Raw genomic sequence first — 19358 nt, 5'->3', positions numbered from 1 at the left:
ATTCGAACCCTCAGGTATGGCGTATTCCAATTCGACTGTGGCCGGGAACTTATACTTGCGCATTGCCATTAGTTGAAGAGCCTCCCCAATGGGCATGTCTCCCCCTATTTTAGATTTTTTTGAAATGAGCTGAAATGTCAAGAACCTATTCTAAAATACTATTGTAACAAACCGAATTTCTTTGGAATTCTTCTTTTGCGCCTATAACAAACATCATTTCGGGTTTTTTTTGAGTATCCACAAAAGAAATCTGCCCTTCTTCTTTTTCCAAAGTCATCCCCTCGACAACTCTAAACATCACGTTTCAATTTTCTTTAACATAAGATTAATTCAGTGGTTTATAGGTAATAATGATCTGACCTGCGATTACCGGTTCAGCAATAGAAATACCAATACGTGTATAAGGCGTACCACCTTCTGCTATTTCCTCTGATTTTAGCAATAGCTTATTACCAGGAGAAGTAAAAGTTACCAGCATTTTTTCATCCTCCCTTGTTAGCAACAGCGTATTTTCAGCAGTCTGCTCCCATTGGGAGCGGGTAGAAATTGCAGTTTCGAAAACTTTTGGCTCTGCAAACTCAAAATCATCAATAAATGTAACACTACCTGCATGAGATCTGTCGTAATCCATGGTACGTTCAAGTTTCTTTAGCCCCGGCGCATCATAATATGCCGAAGCAATATCCAATGTAATGTTATCTTTTTCAGGGTTAAAGTCCGTACTAATAGTATCTGATCTGGCTTGAGCACCTGCCTGCTGCTGGGTACCCGCAACCAAGGGAACAGGATGACCGTACGATCCAATTGTTTTATAAGTATAACGATACTTAGCGTCAAAAATATTGTTCGTATAAGGTATTACCCCAGGATCGCCAGCCACTATCTGTTTTCCCTGCACAATTGTATAAGATCCGATATCATTATGGTTATGAAATTCGCCGTTATTGCCACCTTTAAGTGCCACATCTATCTTAGCCGAAGAACTTGGTAGAGGCCTGCTAACCAATACACCTGTTTGCTCAAAAAATGAGCGGGTGTTTGCCTCATCTTTCTTGATATTTTTTTCAGGCTGTGACTTATATGATGAATTCGGAAAGGCCATCATCACATTTTTGCGGTTATGTCTCGTTGAGCTTTTATTTGTAAGGGTATCGTACTGGGGTATCCCAAGTCTTAAGCTCCGGTTAAGGTATAGCATCGATCAACCCCTCGGTCTTTTCCCGCGACTCGTTCAGCAATCCCAGATCCGTGGGATAGGCGATGTCCTGCGGGCACACCGTCGCATCGAACAGCACCCGCCCACGGGGCGTCGGATCGGCTGGTTGGGGTACTGGCTCCACAACCTCCGGACCGTGGCCGTTCCCCGGCTGTGCAAGCCCGCCGTCATCGGATATGTCATCATCCCCTTCGCCCGCCTGCCGTTCCACAGCCTGCCGGTGAAGTGTGACGATGCGCTCGTTTATGGCGTTAAGAAGGTCTTGCCCGATGCGCTCGCGCAGATCGACGAACAACGAAGCGTCAAACGGAACCCCCGCCGTGAAACTCGAATACCCCAGGAAGTACTGCATGTACATGTTCTCCGAGATCTGCTGTGTCGCTGTGAATGTAATTAAACAACATGATATGCGCTATTCAATTTATCCATTTATTTACTCAGATTCAGCCTCAGGTTGAGTTCAAAACTGCCATTGGTATAGCTGCTTAAAGCAGAGGTCTGTATGGTATAGGTTCCGCTGATCAGGTATTTCTTTCTAAAGTCTATACCCAAACCAAAAGTCGCATTCCTGGTACTATGGTACATCGCTAGCAAAAACACCTGCTTGTTGGCAATGCCAAACTGCGCACCCGCATCCCAGATGTTGTCAAAACCTTTCACACCCCTATAGGCTACCTTTGGCTCTACATCCATGCCTTCGGCACCTTCGCTGATCCCGATTTTATAACTTACTGCAGTATAAAAGGTAGCCACATCGGCCAGTTTGATCACATCCTTTTTCAATACACTTTTCAGGTTGGGGATGGCCGCCTGGATGTTCAGCTTATCTAAAGTATAAGCTACTCCAAAATCTCCGTCTAGGTAAGTTTCACGGTCGTTGTACTGCCCTATTGTCGGATCATTGGGATTGCCATAAATATCGGCATTTTCTAAGCGCTGGCTCATAAAACTCAGTGATACCCCAAAGTGCAACTGATGGTTGTTGTCATTCAGCTTCAGGTGATAGGCATAACTGCCCACTACTCTGGTCTGTCTTTGCAAACCCGCACTTTCGTTGTTTACCGTTAAACCCAGTCCAACTTTGTTAAAGCCATAATCGGCCGTCAGGTTTTGGGTTAAAGGCGACCCCAGTACATTGCTCCATAGCTTACGGTAAGCACAATTCAGCTTTAAACCCTCACCTGCCCCGGCAAAGGCCGGGTTGATCAGGTATTGATTGGTATAGTACTGGGAGGATAAAGGATTCAGCTGTGCTTTTACCGAGGTGGTAATGATTATGCTAATCGTAATCAGTACTAAGGGTTTATATATCGTTTTCATCTCTGTTTTATGCTGTTTTACTCTGGCCTGATAATGGTAATGAAACCTCTGAAACGTGGCCTGCTCGTTCCAAAATCTATGATATAGTAATAGGTGCCTTCAGCCAGTGGCGCTCCATTTAAGGTACCTTCCCAACTGTTGTCATAACCTTTTTTACCATAAATGAAACGGCCGGTTTTGTCAAATACCCTCACCTCATTGTTTGGATAAAAGTCAATATTATCGATCACCCATTTGTCATTCACCCCATCACCGTTTGGCGACATGATATTGGTTGCCTTGATCTTCACAAAATCTTCCAGCACGATTATGTTAATAGCCTTGCTTTCTGTATAGCCGCTGGCATTGGTAGCTGTTACGGAATAGGTTGTCGTCTGACTTGGCCTTACCTCAAGTGCGGCCGTAGTCTTTCCGCTTACAATACCATTTGCGTCTGCCCATACATAGCTGCTGCCACCTGTTGCGGTAAGCAGCACGGTTTCCCCTTTACTGATTTCTGTTCCCTTATCACTGCTGATGGAAACTGCCCATGGCACTTCTGCTTTTGTGAAATTGTCTTTTGCCGTTATTTCTACGTTTGCAAAATTCAATGGCTGAGCCCCACCGATCTGTACCCGGTGGCGTAAGCCATTGGTATCAAAAATTGCGGTAGCGGTATTTAGCACATAATCACCACTGCCTATTACAGGTAACCAACTGCTTCCATTATATTTTGAAATACCGAAAGGAGATGACGGGGTAAAGCCACTGCCTTTCAGACTTGCAGGAAAGCCGACACGAAACGTATAATCTCCTGTTCCGCTTGTACGGATAACATGGTATGACGCATCTACAAACTGGCTCTTGTCTGCAACTACACCACCATTTGGCAAACCATTACCTGTAAGGCCCGTAAGTACACTCATTGTAAAGTTGAATGCAGTTCCTGAGGGTGGGATAATGCGTATAGGCAGATAATTTCCGCCGTTTCCTAAAGGAATATCTCCCTGAGCAGTTGTTAATCCTGTTACTTTAACTTTCGCAATTGCACCGGAACTTGCTGACGACTTGGTGTTGATATAGGAAATGTTGCTTCCGCCTGAAACACTTGAAACAGTAAGCTCTGAAGTTTCCGGAATATTCAGCAATCCCTTCTGCATATCCAGTTTTGCTATCGTCAGCACCTGGTTCAGTGTAACTCCAGCGGTTGAATTGACTACCATTTTATTGAGAGTTGCATTTTTAAAAGTATTGGCTGCAACGGTTCTTGCTATCGATGTAGAAGGAGAGGCATTTACAAAACCTATAGTGCCATTAGTTGCATCAATTATGCCGGTACTGTTTAGAGTAATAGCGCCCGCAATATTCATTACGGCACCTAGCTTCAGTTTATGGGTATTCCCAGCTGCAACACCCAGTGCGTTAAAAGTAACATTTCCGCCTATGAAACCGATATTATCAGGACCTTTGTTAAAATTTACTGTAAGTGATGAAATGGTATTATCATGAGCTACAGAGATACAATTAACGGTATCTTCTGCTAGCAGGTTGCCACTGATATTCAATATACCTGTAACGGCTGGAGAAACTCCCCCGATATACACAGATGATCCTCTTTGAAAAAACACATCATTTGCTACACCTAAAGCAACTCCGTTACTCACTCTCAGAAAGGTCCCTGCTATAACTGTTGGTGCTATGGTATAGCCGGTCCCTCCGCTATTAATGCTCACCTGTGTAATACCAACTTTGGCCGAAACAGCTGCTCCTGTACCATTTCCTGTAACAGACATAGTTGGTATGGAAGTATAGTTAGATCCTGAATTGGTTATAACAATATCCATAATTTTACCACCACTCACTACTGCTGTGGCCGCTGCTCCGCTTCCGCCACCGCCGCTAAAAGTAACACTGGCAGAAGTATAGCCAGAACCCCGATTTTTTATATCCGCACCTGTTACTTTTACTCTTGTGATAGTTGCAATAGCACTGGTAGAGCCTGCAGCTTGTCCGCCGTTAACAAAAGACAGAGCAGGAATACTGCTTAAGTTACCTGGCTCTACAATGGTTAATGCTGTTACTGTACCGGCATTAATCTGTGCCCTTAAAACAGCCCCATTCCCTTCTCCAACTATCAGGTTCTTTAAATTTCTATTACCTGCTACCAATGCGCTTTGTCCATCTCTTACTAATAGATTAGTGGTTAATCCAAGGGCAGTTGTTGCTGTTACCCAATTTCCGTTTGTAAAAACTTCAAATTGTGATGGGCTTCCCATACTGCTACTCAATTGTGTTGTCCGATAATCACCCGCAGCAGGAACATATTTAAATGCATATTCATTAAATAACAATGATCCGTAGCCTAATAATATCGCAGTACCACTTTCTCCTCCATTGTCTTGCCTTATTTTCTCAACAACCATTTTGGTATATTTAACCGGATCTCCGGACATCCCCAGTCTGTTTACATAATGATTGTAAACCAATTCATAAAATGGAAGAAACTCTCCCCTATCTAAAGGAGAAATCACAGATCCATAATGATTTGTTGTATAGGGTACGCTATAACCTAAATTATATTTAGCGGTATATTCGGTTCCTAACAATAACCTGTTTGAAAACAAACCATAAAGATCTGTATTTTGGTTATACCCTATTTCGCAAGCTTCCGCTAAGCCCCCTATGCCCATTTGGGTATGCTCCTGATCGCGGCCGCTTTCAAAACACTGGCCGGTAGTAGGGTAAATGTAATTTTTCATTGTTCCAGGAGAAGTTTCCGTGGTTGACCACAAATAATTGCGCCCTCTGGAGTAAATGGCAGAGTCATTTATAAAAACTCCTATTCCCATCATAGTTTTGCAAATGGCCGTATCCCAATTCCCAGCCCATCCCCCCTGGAAAGGTTCAATTACCGGATAAAATTTATTCCTGAACATAGATTCCGCTTGCAGTATATCTGCCTGAGACCAACCTGAGTTTGTATATCGCAGAATTTCCGCAGCATTAACAAAACCAAAACCATACCACGCCGCACATAACTTTTTAGCGCCTCCAGTAATACTATCCAAGGTACTCGACCAAGAGTTCAATATTGTTTTAGCCTTATTTGCATAGGTAATGTTCCCTGTAATTACCCACAAAATTGCACACCTATAAGCTCTCTGACTTTGGGCAGACATTGCCCTTGACGCCGGAGTGGTTGCACCTCCAAATTCTCTATTAACAATGGCATAAACAGGTTCCTGAACATAGTTTATATCGTTATAGGCAAGCAATTTAGCATATGTCGCTGCCCATGGCTGTCGTTCCGTATTTGCATATGTCTTTAACCTGTCCAAGCCATCAGCGTTGAACAGTATCCCCGGATGTACAAGTTGCGCTTGAGCATGTAAAACGCCCATCAATAAAAAAATAATCGCCAACAATGGCAATTTTAGTTGCTTAGTAATTGTTAATCTCATAATGGTTATAATTTGGTTTATAGTCTACTTAGATATTATCTATTGTTAATTGAATATTAAGACCACTTTTCTATATATTAGGGTTTCTATTTGACATAGCAGATATTAATTGATCTCATCTCTCCACTAACTCTTTAACCGTATCACCATAATAATCCACCTTATCTGCTTTCATTTTTGACAATTAGTACCATCTCCTGAAAGTGTCCACAAACACGATGAACATCAGCACCATATCATGCACCCCGCCGCCCAATACGCATCCTATCAAAATCCATAGTGTTCCCGGCAGGTAACCAAACTGGGCTGCCAGCACCGGGCCTACCAAAGGTCCGGCGGCTGCTATGGCTGCAAAATGATGGCCAAACAGTACATTCCTGTTGGTGGCCACATAATCTTTTCCATCTGAAAATTCTATTGCTGGGGTTACGTTTGCGGCATTGAGCTTTAATACTTTATTGGCCAGAAAAATCCCGTAAAATCTGTAGGCAATAGCAAAGTTTGGTAAAATTTTTCTATCGTTTTTTCATTAGAATAAATTTGTTTTTTAATGGCAATGAAGCTTGCATAAATTATTCATATACTTTTATTTATGGCAATTTATGCAGGTTTCATCTATTTATTTTTATTGACCTATTGTTTGTCTTTAACGGTATCAATGAGATCGCTTCGCTAAGTTTTCAATGGCTGATGAGAGCTCGATGTAAATAACCGAAGCGACAGCGAGCTCATTGACACTTAAGATTTCTTAAATGTTTGTCAATAATTATTGCCCTGTGTGTCAATATGAGTTACATCTCGGTTTCATAAAGTTAGTTTTGCGGTTTATAGGTAATAATGATCTGACCTGCGATTACCGGTTCAGCAATAGAAATACCAATACGTGTATAAGGCGTACCACCTTCTGCTATTTCCTCTGATTTTAGCAATAGTTTGTTACCCGGAGAAAAAAAGGTAACTAACATTTTTTCACTTTCTCTTGTCAACAACAGGGTGCTATCAGAAGTCTGTTTCCATTCGGAACGAGTAGAAATAGCAGTTTCAAACTCCTGAGGATTAGCGTATGCAAAAGAATCCGTAAATGTTATACTGCCGGCATGTGATCTATCGTAATCCATAATACGCTCAAGCCTCTTTAGTTCCGGCACATCATATGCCGAAGCAATATCCAATGTGATATTATCTTTTTCCTTCGTAAAATCCGTATGGACAATTCTTGATCTGGCTTGAGCACCTGCCTGCTGCTGAGTACCCGCAACCAAGGGAACAGGATGACCGTACGATCCAATTGTTTTATAAGTATAACGATACTTAGCGTCAAAAATATTGTTCGTATAAGGTATTACCCCAGGATCACCAACCATTATCTGTTTTCCCTGTACAATTGTATAAGATCCGATATCATTATGGTTATGAGATTCGCCGTTATTGCCACCTTTAAGTGCCACACCTATCTTAGCCGAAGAAGTTGGTAGCGGCCTGCTAACCAACACCCCTGTTTGCTCAAAAAATGAGCGGGTGTTTGCCTCATCTTTCTTGATATTTTTTTCAGGCTGTGACTTATATGATGAATTCGGAAAGGCCATCATCACATTTTTGCGGTTATCACTAGTTCCGCTTTTGTTTGTAAGCGTGTCATATCGGGCTATCCCTAGCCCTAAAGTCCTATTGAGATAAATCATCACCGCCTCATCAGGCTTTGCTCCTTCCCGACCATCTGAAATAGCCGGATATACTCCGTTTATAATCTCAATATTCGGCGCATAACGGGAAATCTTCTGAACTTTTGGGTCGTCAAAAAGATCAATTTTTCCACCCGTAGCCTGCCAAATACTTTCCCGCAATAAAATATAATGTCCAAATCCGTAGTTGTAATAAGTTACGCCTTCCACGCAATATCCATCATCTTCAAATCCTACTAATCCATTCTTGGAATAATATTCCCCAATGTAGGTAAATACAGCTCGCTCATGTTTATCTTCGATTACCGTTAGCGCTGCGCCCACCAATCCGGCCAAACAAACATGGTTCCAGTTGTTGTCTGCGATTAGAAAATGGTTTTCTTTATTATCATTCTGTGTTTTAAATTTGTGATGTATTGGATTGAATATCCTTGTATATAAAGCATCCAAAGCCTCTTTTCTTAATTTGGGACTTATCTTATCTCCCATCATATAAAGCGTTTGGGTAATGGTATGAGCATATAATGAGGAAGTCAGTTCTACTGAATACGCTACTCCATTATAATTCTTAAAATCATAATCACTGCGGGGTGAAACCCACGATTTCTGTTTAAGAATATCACGCAAGCCATCTTCCACCATCCGGGTATATCTACCTTCGTTTTGCAGACATTCGGCCCAAGTTGCTTTTGCCAATCCTTCCGCTCTTTTGCGCATCATCGTCAAACCTGGTTTTGAGGAAGATGCACTACCGTTTGAGAGAGAGAAATAATCATCTTTACTAAAAGAGGGGAAGCTATAATTTCTCATCCCCCTTAAAAATCGGTCGTAATTACCTGATTTTAAGAGCTTGTCCCAAACTTCACGTTTATTATAAGGCTCGCCGAAACCTGATGGTTTATCTGACAGCATTTTTTCAATCTCCTGAACGCGTTGTTCATCAATAGGTTTGAGAGGAAAAGGAGCCGATTGCGCAATTGAAACCGAAATCTTGGAAATAAAAAGACCGGTAATAATAAGACTTTTAGCCGTTAGCAACAAGTGCGTGTAATAAGCTGATTTAAAATATGTGTTTATCATTTTTTTTAGGTTAACCATTTAAATATTCTCCTAAAATATTCATTGTATCCTTTTGATATTTCGCTACCAGTTTCTGGGCTTTCTTTACTTTTTCTTTTGAGGCGGTAGGATTTTTGACCATGTCAAGCACAGTAGGGACAATTCTCTCTACATCTTCTTTTGTATCCATATCGAACAGCCACTCTTTTAACCCAATGTCCTGCCACATAAACCCTTTAGATGTTTGCTCTTTAAAGCGACAAACGATAGCCGGTACACCGAGGGCTATACACATAATTGGTGAGTGCATTTCGAGTCCAAATAGCCCTGCAGAACGATCGTAGGTGCTAACCGCTTCATCCGTAAGCCAGTATCGGTCACGCCAGATAACGCGGGGTTTCACGTCATCCGGCAAGGGATCATACAGCATTTCCTTGCCAATACGAATCTGTGTTTCATTTTCAGGAACAATTAACACGTTAAGGTCTGTTTGTCTGACCACTTCGATAATTGCATTTCGAATTGGTAGGTTATCATGTTCTTTCATCTTCTCGTTCCATACATGTTTTTCCTCATTCACTGTAGGGTCTTTCGAAGGCAGTTCCCACCAGGGTGAAAAACGAAGCTGTGGAATTACGCAAACAAATTTTCCGGTTTCCAGCTTATGCTCCTTCAGAAATAAATCAGCGGCTTTATCATTTCTTATATCTACTGCGAAGGCACCATCGGGACAAAAACCCACTATCGGACATTTTATTCCTTTTTGTTTGGCAAATTCAAGCGATACCGAATCCCTGAAATAGGTAAAAGCGGCATCATTGAACAGCTCCATATCCAGAGGATTGTAATTACCATCCTGTGCCTGAAATCCGTAATTACCTGGAAAAGTAATCCCATATATTCCATAAGGTTTTCCCGTTTCCTCTTTCCATCGCTTCATTTCATGTCTACCTACCAAAGAAGGGCCCGATCCATGAAGAAAAAAATCGCATTCGGTTATGGCTTTTTGTTGATCTTTTTCAGATTTTAAGATCTCTAATTTAGGAAACCTTGCCATGAGCATTTCTTCTACGCCAGCTCCTACGTCCATTGGCCACAAGCGAACATCTACATGGGGCAGGTATTTCTCGATTAAGGCCAGCACTCCTGGTGTGTGAGCAATATCACCTATGTTTTCAACTTGCCATGAAGAACGTAAAAGGATAGTTTTATTTCTCTTGTTATTACAACTGGCTAAAGCCGGAATGGCAGCGAGGTAAGCGGCAAAAACAAGTGAGTGTTTAAGGAAGTCTTTGCGATTTATATGATTCATATATCTGTATTTCTATTAGTTTTTAAAACACCGGAATAATCCAGTTTGAAATTTTTACGGAAGTTGCTGGTCGCTCTAAAACCTTTAATAGGTCAAAAACATCTTTTGACATGGACTATCAAGTATTGGCCAAGAGGCAAATTTATTATAGTCTTATTTTGCTATACCTCAGTAATGCCTCTAGGTAATAATAATCTGCGTAAATAATTGGCGTATTTACCTCTGATTTATAAGGTTTTGAACCCACTGAATGTTTTAGCAAGAAATAATTGTTTTCACCTAAATTTGCAGTATATGCCTTGCTAGAAAGGCTTACCAACATTTCCTCTGCCAATCTATAGTGTGCGTTGTCATTCGTATAGCTATACATTTCCAATAAAGCAGAAGCAGTAATAGCCGCCGCTGACGCGTCTCTTTCTTCATTCGGTATATTAGGAGCATTAAAATCCCAATACGGGATTTTATCTGATGGGAGATTCGGATGATTAGCAATAAACTTAGCTATATTTTTAGCCTGGTTAAGATATTTTTTATCCCCGGTTGCTCGATACATCATGGTATAACCGTAAAGAGCCCACGCCTGCCCTCTCGCCCATGCAGACTCATCGGCAGCTCCTTGATTGGTTTTCTTTGCAAGTACATTTCCCGTACGATCATAACAAACTACATGATAACTGCTATAATCTTTTCTAAAATGGTTTTTCAGTGTATTGTCAGCATGTGTAATACTTAGATCGTAAAATTTGCTGTTTCCTGATGCTTTCGCTGCCCATAATAAGAACTCGAGATTCATCATATTGTCTATAATAACAGGATAGTCAAACCTCTTAAACTCCTCCCAGGACTTAATCAACCCAATTTTAGGATTGAAACGCGTAGCCAGCGATTCTGCCCCAACAAGCATAATGTCCTTATATTTCTCATTTTTGATTAAACGATAACCATTTCCGAAAGAGCAATACAGCATAAACCCTAAATCATGGGTAGTTGTATTGTACTTTTCTTTTTCTACTGCCATTGTCCATTTATCCGCAGCTTCCTTCCATTTATCGTCCTTGGTATACTCATAGAGATACCACAAGGATCCCCCGAAGAAACCACTGCACCACCAATCTGATGTTCGGGTATCTAAGGTTCCCTCTTTCTTTACAGATTGGGGGAACCTGCTGAGGTCCGTATTCGCTTCGAGCATCAATTCGTATTGTGCTTTGGCAAATTCCATTTCTTTTTGAACATCTACTTTGGGTTGTGCCTGTAGACTTAGTGTGGTCAGTAAACAGTTGATAGTTAAAAAAATAGCTTTCATGTTTTTTTTTGTCAGGGGGTGATGGCATCCTAATCGGTAACAGTAATTTCTATTTGCCTAGCTACCTTTTTATTTCCATAGACATTATTTGTTTCCCCTATGAAAGTAGCAGTATAGGTGCCGGCTTCACTATAGGTATAACTGTAACTTTCCTTTTTTGCTTCTCTAAACAATTTAAGCGCTGTTGCTTTATCATTCCCCAGGTCGTTAGGGTTGATATAGATAGCCCTGCTAATTCCCCAATCTTCTGTATATTCTTCCATAGTTTCCGGAGTTGCATTTCCTTTGAACTGAATCGTGGTCGAGTTTACAAGTGATCTGCCTGCTTGTTTGTTTCCGTAAGAAAATACAGAAAAATTACTACCTGAACCATAGTCCATTAGCGTGACCTCTCCATCGTCAAATTTACTTTTCACCAATACATCAGTGATATTCCAATCATTGGCGGCTAAAAATTCTGTCTGAGGCTTGGTAATATATCTAAAGGCCAGATATAGTGGTTTTCCTGCAACGGCAAGATCCATGATATCAACTTCCGTCGAGGCCTTTACTGTGGCATTCGTTGCAAGCGCAAATCGGTCGGTAACGTCCACCCAGGTAGCAGCCTTGATGTTGGCAATCGCATATATACCATCAAAATCAGAAGATACCAGCACAGCCAATTGATTGGCCTGTTTTATAGAGGCTACCGTAGCACTTGAGAAAGACAAATAACAATTTTTTAATTCTCTGGAACTTGTGCCATAGTTATAGTCCTTCAGGAATTCTCCTGAATAAAAGGACAGCATTTGAGGGCTCCCTTCAAATTTGAATGTAACAGACTCGCCAGCCGTAATAGTGGTTTTGTCAGCCGTAACTTCTAATGCTGGATCATCAAGCTGATTTTTCTCACAAGAAAATAAAACAACCGATATCAGCATTAAATAATATTTGAAATATGTGTTCATTAGATTATCAAATTAATAGTAAAAAATGAATAACAATTACCAACCTGGATTCTGACCGATTGCCTTATTGACTGTAGTTTCGGCATCCGGGATAGGCCATAAAACATCTCTCTCTGTAGTGTTTTGTCCTGCTTTTCCACCGAAGGACCTTGATCCCAGAGGAGCAAAATCCAGAGCGATTTGTTTCATCACACTGTAGTAATCACCCCAGCGCACCAAATCTCTCTTTCTCATGGCCTCAAATGCCAATTCTCTTGAACGCTCCGCTTTCAGGAACTCCATAAATTTGGCATAGTCAGCAAAGCCGATAGTTTTTACGTCACCCTTAAGTTCAGACAAATTGGTCAGGGTTATAGTAGCTTTTGCCTGCACACCAGCATAGGTAAACACAGCACCGGTAGTCGCTGCTGAAGATGCACCAGAGGATTGTGTAGGTGGCGTGGTGGTGGTTGTACCTGCTGTAGTGACTGTATACAGCTTATTATCATTATAAACTTGGTTGCCTACGGTGTATAATACATTTGGCATCCAGGACTCGCCAATAGTAATGGTTGGTGTTGAATTATAATTACCACCCTTATTTTCCAAGTAAATCGCGGTTAGTGCTCTGGTTCCGCTCGTTGCAACTGTTGCTACAGCAGCGCCACCTGCACCGCCACCACCAGAAATTGTAACCGCCGGCGCTGATGTATACCCAGAACCCGCAGTCGAAATGGTAATGGTATCAATCAGTTCTCTATTTGGCAATAGGTTTCCAAAAGCTCTTCTTCTCACTTGATTCACAGTCTGGTCCAGTACATCTTGATCTGGTACGGTTTCATTTTGGCTTGCTACTGCTTCTGCATACATCAGCAACACATCTGAATATCGCAGCAGCGGATAATTGACCGAATTACCTCCTTGCTCCTTTGGATAAACGGTTTCATACTCCCTTTTCCATTTGGCTACGTGTCGTGAACTTGCCTGCGCGGCTGTAGGATAGATTGGTAGATACGTTTTTCGGGCGGGATTGGTCGACGACAAAGTGTAGGTAGAGATGGTCCAGTCCCTTCTCAGATCACCTTTTGTATAGGAAAAATACAACTTTGGTGTGATCGCTACATATCCGTAGCTGTAACCATGATTTGGATCTTGACCACCGTGAGAAATGCCATAATGAATGCCAACTTTCCCGGTAGCATTCAAACCATCTGTTTTATAACCGTAAAACTCAACCTCCCAAATACTTTCTTTAAGGTCATATTTATCCTGGCTCATATTGATGAATACTTGCCTATAATCCGGGTTAAGGCTATGAAATCCGTCATCAATCACCTTTTTCGCCCAAATTTTGGCCATTTCGTATTTAGATACATCCTTTACAGGATGTCCTGCCATATATAAACATACTCTGGCTAATAAACCACGTACTGCAGATTTATTGATGTGACCTGCGTTGGTGACCTCCCTTACGTCAGGGACCAAACTTTCCGCTTCGGTCATATCTTTGATGATCTGCTCGTATACTTCTTTTGAAGGTGTTCTGGGATTATTGGTTTGTGCAACAGAAGAGATAGGCTCCAGCAGCAAAGGCACATCTCCCCAGTAACTGACCAGTAAAAAGTAAAAGTAAGATCTTAAAAACAAAGTTTCTCCTTTAATGACTGCTCTTTTTGACTCATCCATTGCCGGTTTATCGATGTTAGCGAGCAATAAGTTTGCCCTTTCTACTCCACTATAAAGTGCGGTCCATACGTTAGTAACGTTATTTTCGGAAGTGGTAACTAAGTTGACAGCGATGCCCGTACTCTGTCTAGAACGGTTATAAAAACCTTCATCTCCATCCAATGACATCACCCCCTGAAAGCTGTGCGCATAAATTTTGGTTAATGTATGAAACACTCCAGCCAATGCTGAATTGAGCTGTTGTTCTGTCTCGTAATAATTTAAATTGGTGATCGTATCCTTAGGTACGGTATCTAAAAATTTAGAGCAAGATGTAACCATACAAACCAGGGCTACAACAATACAGATATATAATTTCTTTTTCATAATATATTTTGGTTTATAATGAAGCCTTTAGTCCAAAAACTAATGTTTTCGCAATAGGGAATGCGGAATAGTCAAATCCTGGAGTTAAGATGGAGTTGCGCGTGGACACTTCTGGATCCATACCTGAATAGTTGGTCCATGTAACCATATTCTGTGCGGAAGCTGTCAACACGATCTCTTTAAGTCCTAATTTTTTCAAGTAATTCGTTGGTATGCTGTAAGCTAATTCCACTGTTTTCAACCTTAAATAGGAAGCATCTTCCAATTCCCTGGTCGAATAATACCCCTCCGGAACCCCTCCAACAACGGGTATGGTCGTACTCGGATTTGTAGGCGACCAACGATTCGCATAACTTGCGTATTGATTCAGCATGGTGTATGCTTTTGCTTCAAAAATGAGTTTGTTTGCGTTGTACACATCATTGCCATAAGACCATTGCAAGAACACATTCAGACTTAAGTTTTTATATGTAAAATTGTTAGAAAAACCACCAGTATGAATAGGTAAACCCCTGCCGATAATGGTTTGATCTGCCGCTGTGACAATTCCGTCATTGTTCAGATCTTTATAGCGGATATATCCTGGTTTGATGGTCTCTCTGGCCATGCCGTTTGTCGGCACAGAATTTTTGAGGCTATAACCGCCATTTGGCAATTGATAAAAATCTTCATACTGATAGATCCCATCAAATATGTACCCAACGAAATTACCTACTGGATGGCCTATAGCGGCACTATACAATACCGGGTCAGCATATCCAGACTGCCATCTGGGTGTGATAGCATTTAACAAACGTTCCTCTCCATCAGCCAACTGCAAAATGGTATTTCGGTTGAAGCTGATATTGAAATTACTCCGCCAGGAAAAATCCCGTTTATCGATATTCACCGTATTCAAGGTAAATTCCAATCCCTCATTCTTTAACTTACCTACGTTTTTGTAGGCACGGGCATAACCTGTACTGGGCGACATATTGGCTAAGAGCAACAAATTGTCTGTTTTCTTTTGGTACACATCAACCACCAACTCAATTCTATTCTTGAATAAAGATAAATCGTATCCTAAATTGAGCATCGCAGTAGTTTCCCATCTTAATTTGGGATTGCCTATCGTAGGGATGGCTGCCGGTGTTGGCGCCTCATTCCCGAAAGAATAGCCAGTAGAGTTTTCTACGCTGATTGGTGAAAGCGCAGAAAAATCCCCTACTCTGTTGTTGCCAGTTAAGCCGTAACTCAAACGTAATTTGGCTTCTGTGATGGTTTCAATTCCCTTAAGAAAGGATTCTTCCTTCATTTTCCAAGCTAAAGCCCCCGATGGAAAGTACCCCCATTTGCTATTCGGAAATTTAGAGGACCCATCTGCCCTGAATGTTGCTGTGAACAGGTATTTGGATCTATATCCATAATTCACTCTGCTGAAATAAGATTGCAAAGTATTGTATGTACCGAAAGAACCTACCGATAGTGGAGTACCTTGTCCTAATCCATCTATGCCTAGAGTCTCATTGGGAACTTTAATTGCTGTATAGTTATTTCCCTTTCTGTTTTCCTGCTGGAAACCAAACCCACCCAATACTGTAAGCGAATGGCTTTTGTTCGCCTTACTATAGGTAATGGTATTGTCGTTAGACCAAGTGGTGCGACTGTTATAGTTCATTGAACCCCACTGTCCATTGTTATTTCTAGGGCTTAGGGGGCTTCCTTGGCTCGTACCGGAATTATAGAACGTACCCAACTGAATGGTATTAAGGTTAATGGCGCCGGTAGATTTGAAGACCAGGTCTTTAGTGATATTATAAGTAAAATACCCATTAGCAACCAAGTTATTGTTATCTCTATTTCTGTAAAGATTCTTTGCAGACTCCACTGGGTTGAAGCGATAATCTGTAGGGCTGTCTACATCTTCATCAAAAAGTTCTTCTTCCAGGTCTATGTCGCCTGTTAAATATCTAGCGTTAACTGGTCTGTATCCCCATACTGAATAAAGAAGCGCACTCGATGCATAGCCATCTCGTATAGAAGAAGCAATTTGGCCATACGTCTGCGTATGTGTATAATTTGCACTAACGCCAGCTCTCAATTTGTTGCTGACGTTCTGATCTACAGTTACACGTCCCTGCTGCTTCTTCAAACCCGTATTCACCACCACAGAGCCGGTTTCAAACAAGGATCCTGAAATGGCGTATTTGGTATCTTTACTTCCACCCCGCAATGATAAATTGTGAATATTGGTTACGCCTTGCCTGAAGAACTGATCTTGCCAGTTGATCCCTTCTATATTTTTATAGGAATCATTGGTTACACCGTTTGAGAGATACCGCGTGTTAGCAGTTACCGAATCACGCTCATATTCTAATTTAACAAATTCATAAGGACTTAACACCTCAACTCTTTTAGTCACATCCTGGAAACCGTAGGAGCCTGAATAAGTCAAATTGGGTTTGCCCACTTTCCCCTTTTTTGTTTCTACAACAATAACACCGTTTGCACCTCTGGATCCGTAGATAGAGGTTCCGGAAGCATCTTTGAGCACGTTTATGGATTCTATATCGTCAGGGTTCAGCAAAGAAAGATCAAAGTTCTCTGTCGCAAATCCATCTATAACAAATAATGGAGAAGCGTCTTGGGTCAAAGATCCTACTCCTCTGATACGTATGTTCATTCCTTCTTCTCCAGGTTGCCCTTGACTAGACGAGACACTTAAACCAGCTACACGGCCAGCCAATGCTTGTTCGATAGAAGACACGGGGGCTTTAGCCATATCTCCGATATTTACCTGTGCGACAGATCCAGTCAGATCTTCTCGCTTAACAGTTCCATAGCCTATTACCACAACTTCGTCCAAAGCACTAACCGCCGTTACAAGTGAAATATTGACAATACTTTTGTTGTTAATCGGAGACTCAACCGAATCAAATCCCATCATATTGTAAATCAGAATTTTTCCTCGACTTTCAATATGGATTTCGTATTCACCATTTGCATCCGTTACGGCCAGCGTTTTAGTCTCCTTCACCCGTACCGTCACCCCCTCCAGCGGATTTCCATGTTCATCGGTAACTTTTCCAGTGACTACTCGTTGTTGTCTAGCTTCAGCAAGATCCGGTCTATCAGTAACCCGCTTAATGACAATCGTACCATCCTTGAGCGACCACTCCAACCCACGCCCTGCCAAAATAGCGGCCATTGCCTGCTTTAGATCTGCATCGTTGATTTCTGCGGTGACGGGCATGGAGGCGATCTGTGTGCCCCGGAAGAAAAACAAGTAACCTTGCTGCTTTTGGATTTCCTTCATCACATCCCCCAACCTGGTGTTTTCAGCTTTCAGCGTGATGTTTTGTGCGTGGGTATCCGCAAATGCTTGCAACGCAAACACCATAGTCAAGAAAATCGTCAATTTCATAACGAATAATATTCGGTAGGCTAAAGGCCAACGTATGCCTTTAACAAATGATTTAAAAATCATATATTTGTCCTGTTTGGATAGTTTAAATAATCAGTTATTTGCCGAAGTCAGCAGACTCCGGTATGGCTCATCCAAGCAACCCATCCGGATGGTGTGTCAGCACCGTTCGGATTTTTGTTGGGTGGATGCAATGGGGCTTGTAGTCTATGTTTGTATGCGCATAATTCCCTTCGTTTTTAATTGGTTTATCATTTGTAAAAATTGGTTTATCTTTAAGTGGAACGATGCCGCCCCTTATTCAGTCACAACAATCAGCTTGTTTTTATCGCTTGCTTTTTCGATTCGGAACCCTAGCCCACTCTCCTGCAAAATTCCCAACACCGATGCCAAGCTTTTATCCCGACCGATCATCCCATAGAAACGGACGGTAGGCCGCTTGCCCTCATACGCCACCTCCAAATCATACCAACGGCTCAATTGGCCAAATGCATCTTGGGGAACGGTGCCATCAAAGTGGAAAAGGCCGTCTTTCCAAGCGATGTAGGGGGAGACGTCGACTTTGCTTATGTTGATATCCGCTCCGCCGGTGCTACTTTGGGTACCTGGCTGAAGGACAACAGACCTCCCCCTACCCTCCCGAAGCGAGTTCGGGACAGGCTCTCCAGCGGGGGACAGTGCTACCTGAACTTTTCCTTCGACTAAGGTCGTTTTCGTTTCGGGATCATCCGGGTAGGCGGAAATATTAAATTGGGTGCCGAGGACTTCGACGGTTTGGCCGTTAGTGATGACTTTGAAAGGTAGTTTATGGAACACAGATGACGCTGATTTCACTGATTCTCGCATATCTTTTTTTCCTGCATGGTTTCCTTGCCTATCGCCGAGGATGTTAATGGATTCAACCTCGAAAAATGCTTCCCCGATCAGCTCCACCACCCTTTCCTCGCCGCTGAAGCGACTCGGGTATTTCAAGGTACTGCCGGCATTGAGCCATACTTTCGTGCCGTCGGATAGGGTGAGTTGGTAGGTGCCGCCTTTAGGGGTAGTTAGTACATAGTAGTTAGTAATTAGACTTCCTTTCTCCGTGCCGGGCGGGACAGGCTCTCCAGCGGGGGACAGTGCTAACGAGGTTCCGTCTTGATAAGTAATATCTTCGTCTCCGACGACAATGCCGGATTGCTCCGAACTTAAGTCGACGGTACGGCCATCGGCCAAGGTAAGTGTAGCGCGGTTGGTGCCGGGGGCGATATCTTCTGATTGGAGATTTGAGATGTTAGATTTTTGATCGACGATTTGATCGCCGAAAAAAATCCATGCACCGGCTAACGCCATGATCAGCACGGCTGCGGCGGCGACACGGCGCCAGATGGAAACGGACTTCCTTTTCCGCCCGACATTAATCTGCCGCTGAATCTTGCGGAACAGTTCATGGTCATACTCATTGGCGGAACCGGAAGACGGCACCTCCAAGGGCGTATCGCTGACCCGCATGAACCACTCGTCAAACTCGCGCTGCTCATCCTTGTCGAGCGTGCCGGTGAGCCACTTGTGAGCCAATTCCTGTAACCTGATGTTGTCCGTTGTCTTTGCCATCTTTTCTAAGGGCTTATATCTACAAGTACCCTGAATGATGCAAATGACA

13 protein-coding genes are annotated in these 19358 nt (G+C 42.3%); all 13 read right to left on the bottom strand.

Annotation, left to right across the window (positions count from 1 at the left end):
- Nucleotides 1-145: 145 nt before the first annotated feature.
- Nucleotides 146-298, bottom strand: a complete 153-nt coding sequence (locus NF543_RS10765; protein ID WP_257668134.1) for a hypothetical protein — start codon at nt 296-298, stop codon at nt 146-148.
- 27 nt (nt 299-325) lie between these two features.
- Nucleotides 326-1105 (bottom strand): heparinase II/III family protein, encoded by a 780-nt coding sequence (locus NF543_RS10760; RefSeq protein ID WP_257668133.1) that lies wholly within the window; start codon nt 1103-1105, stop codon nt 326-328.
- A gap of 79 nt (nt 1106-1184) precedes the next feature.
- Complete coding sequence (locus NF543_RS25655) at nt 1185-1568, bottom strand: hypothetical protein (protein ID WP_505560199.1); 384 nt, start codon at nt 1566-1568, stop codon at nt 1185-1187.
- Nucleotides 1569-1645: 77 nt separating this feature from the next.
- A complete protein-coding gene (locus tag NF543_RS10750; protein ID WP_257668132.1) occupies nt 1646-2536 on the bottom strand; it encodes a PorP/SprF family type IX secretion system membrane protein in 891 nt (296 codons plus the stop codon).
- A 17-nt stretch (nt 2537-2553) separates the two neighbouring features.
- The gene (locus NF543_RS10745; RefSeq protein WP_257668131.1) at nt 2554-5976 is read right to left on the bottom strand and encodes a T9SS type B sorting domain-containing protein; all 3423 of its coding nucleotides are present in this window, start codon (nt 5974-5976) and stop codon (nt 2554-2556) included.
- Between the two features lie 184 nt (nt 5977-6160).
- On the bottom strand, nt 6161-6469 hold the full coding sequence (locus tag NF543_RS10740) for a carbon starvation CstA family protein (RefSeq protein ID WP_308378768.1): 309 nt from the start codon (nt 6467-6469) through the stop codon (nt 6161-6163).
- Between the two features lie 319 nt (nt 6470-6788).
- Entirely contained in the window at nt 6789-8756 is a 1968-nt protein-coding gene (locus NF543_RS10735; protein WP_257957470.1) for a heparinase II/III family protein, read from the bottom strand.
- Nucleotides 8749-10029 (bottom strand): polysaccharide pyruvyl transferase family protein, encoded by a 1281-nt coding sequence (locus NF543_RS10730; RefSeq protein WP_257668129.1) that lies wholly within the window; start codon nt 10027-10029, stop codon nt 8749-8751. The genes NF543_RS10735 and NF543_RS10730 overlap by 8 nt, the downstream gene beginning before the upstream one ends.
- Before the next feature lie 145 nt (nt 10030-10174).
- Nucleotides 10175-11335, bottom strand: coding sequence for a glycoside hydrolase family 88 protein (locus NF543_RS10725; RefSeq protein WP_257668128.1), 1161 nt, complete (start codon nt 11333-11335; stop codon nt 10175-10177).
- A 29-nt stretch (nt 11336-11364) separates the two neighbouring features.
- On the bottom strand, nt 11365-12282 hold the full coding sequence (locus tag NF543_RS10720) for a DUF5017 domain-containing protein (protein ID WP_257668127.1): 918 nt from the start codon (nt 12280-12282) through the stop codon (nt 11365-11367).
- Nucleotides 12283-12318: 36 nt separating this feature from the next.
- Nucleotides 12319-14313 (bottom strand): RagB/SusD family nutrient uptake outer membrane protein, encoded by a 1995-nt coding sequence (locus NF543_RS10715; protein WP_257668126.1) that lies wholly within the window; start codon nt 14311-14313, stop codon nt 12319-12321.
- A 13-nt stretch (nt 14314-14326) separates the two neighbouring features.
- Nucleotides 14327-17716, bottom strand: a complete 3390-nt coding sequence (locus NF543_RS10710; RefSeq protein WP_257668125.1) for a SusC/RagA family TonB-linked outer membrane protein — start codon at nt 17714-17716, stop codon at nt 14327-14329.
- A 297-nt stretch (nt 17717-18013) separates the two neighbouring features.
- Nucleotides 18014-19309, bottom strand: coding sequence for a FecR family protein (locus NF543_RS10705; RefSeq protein WP_257668124.1), 1296 nt, complete (start codon nt 19307-19309; stop codon nt 18014-18016).
- Nucleotides 19310-19358: the final 49 nt, after the last annotated feature.

It is taken from the genome of Parapedobacter tibetensis (genome assembly GCF_024704835.1).
Lineage (GTDB): Bacteria > Bacteroidota > Bacteroidia > Sphingobacteriales > Sphingobacteriaceae > Parapedobacter > Parapedobacter tibetensis.
Note: the sequence above shows the minus strand (reverse complement) of the source record. Positions and strands in the feature narration are given on the sequence as shown.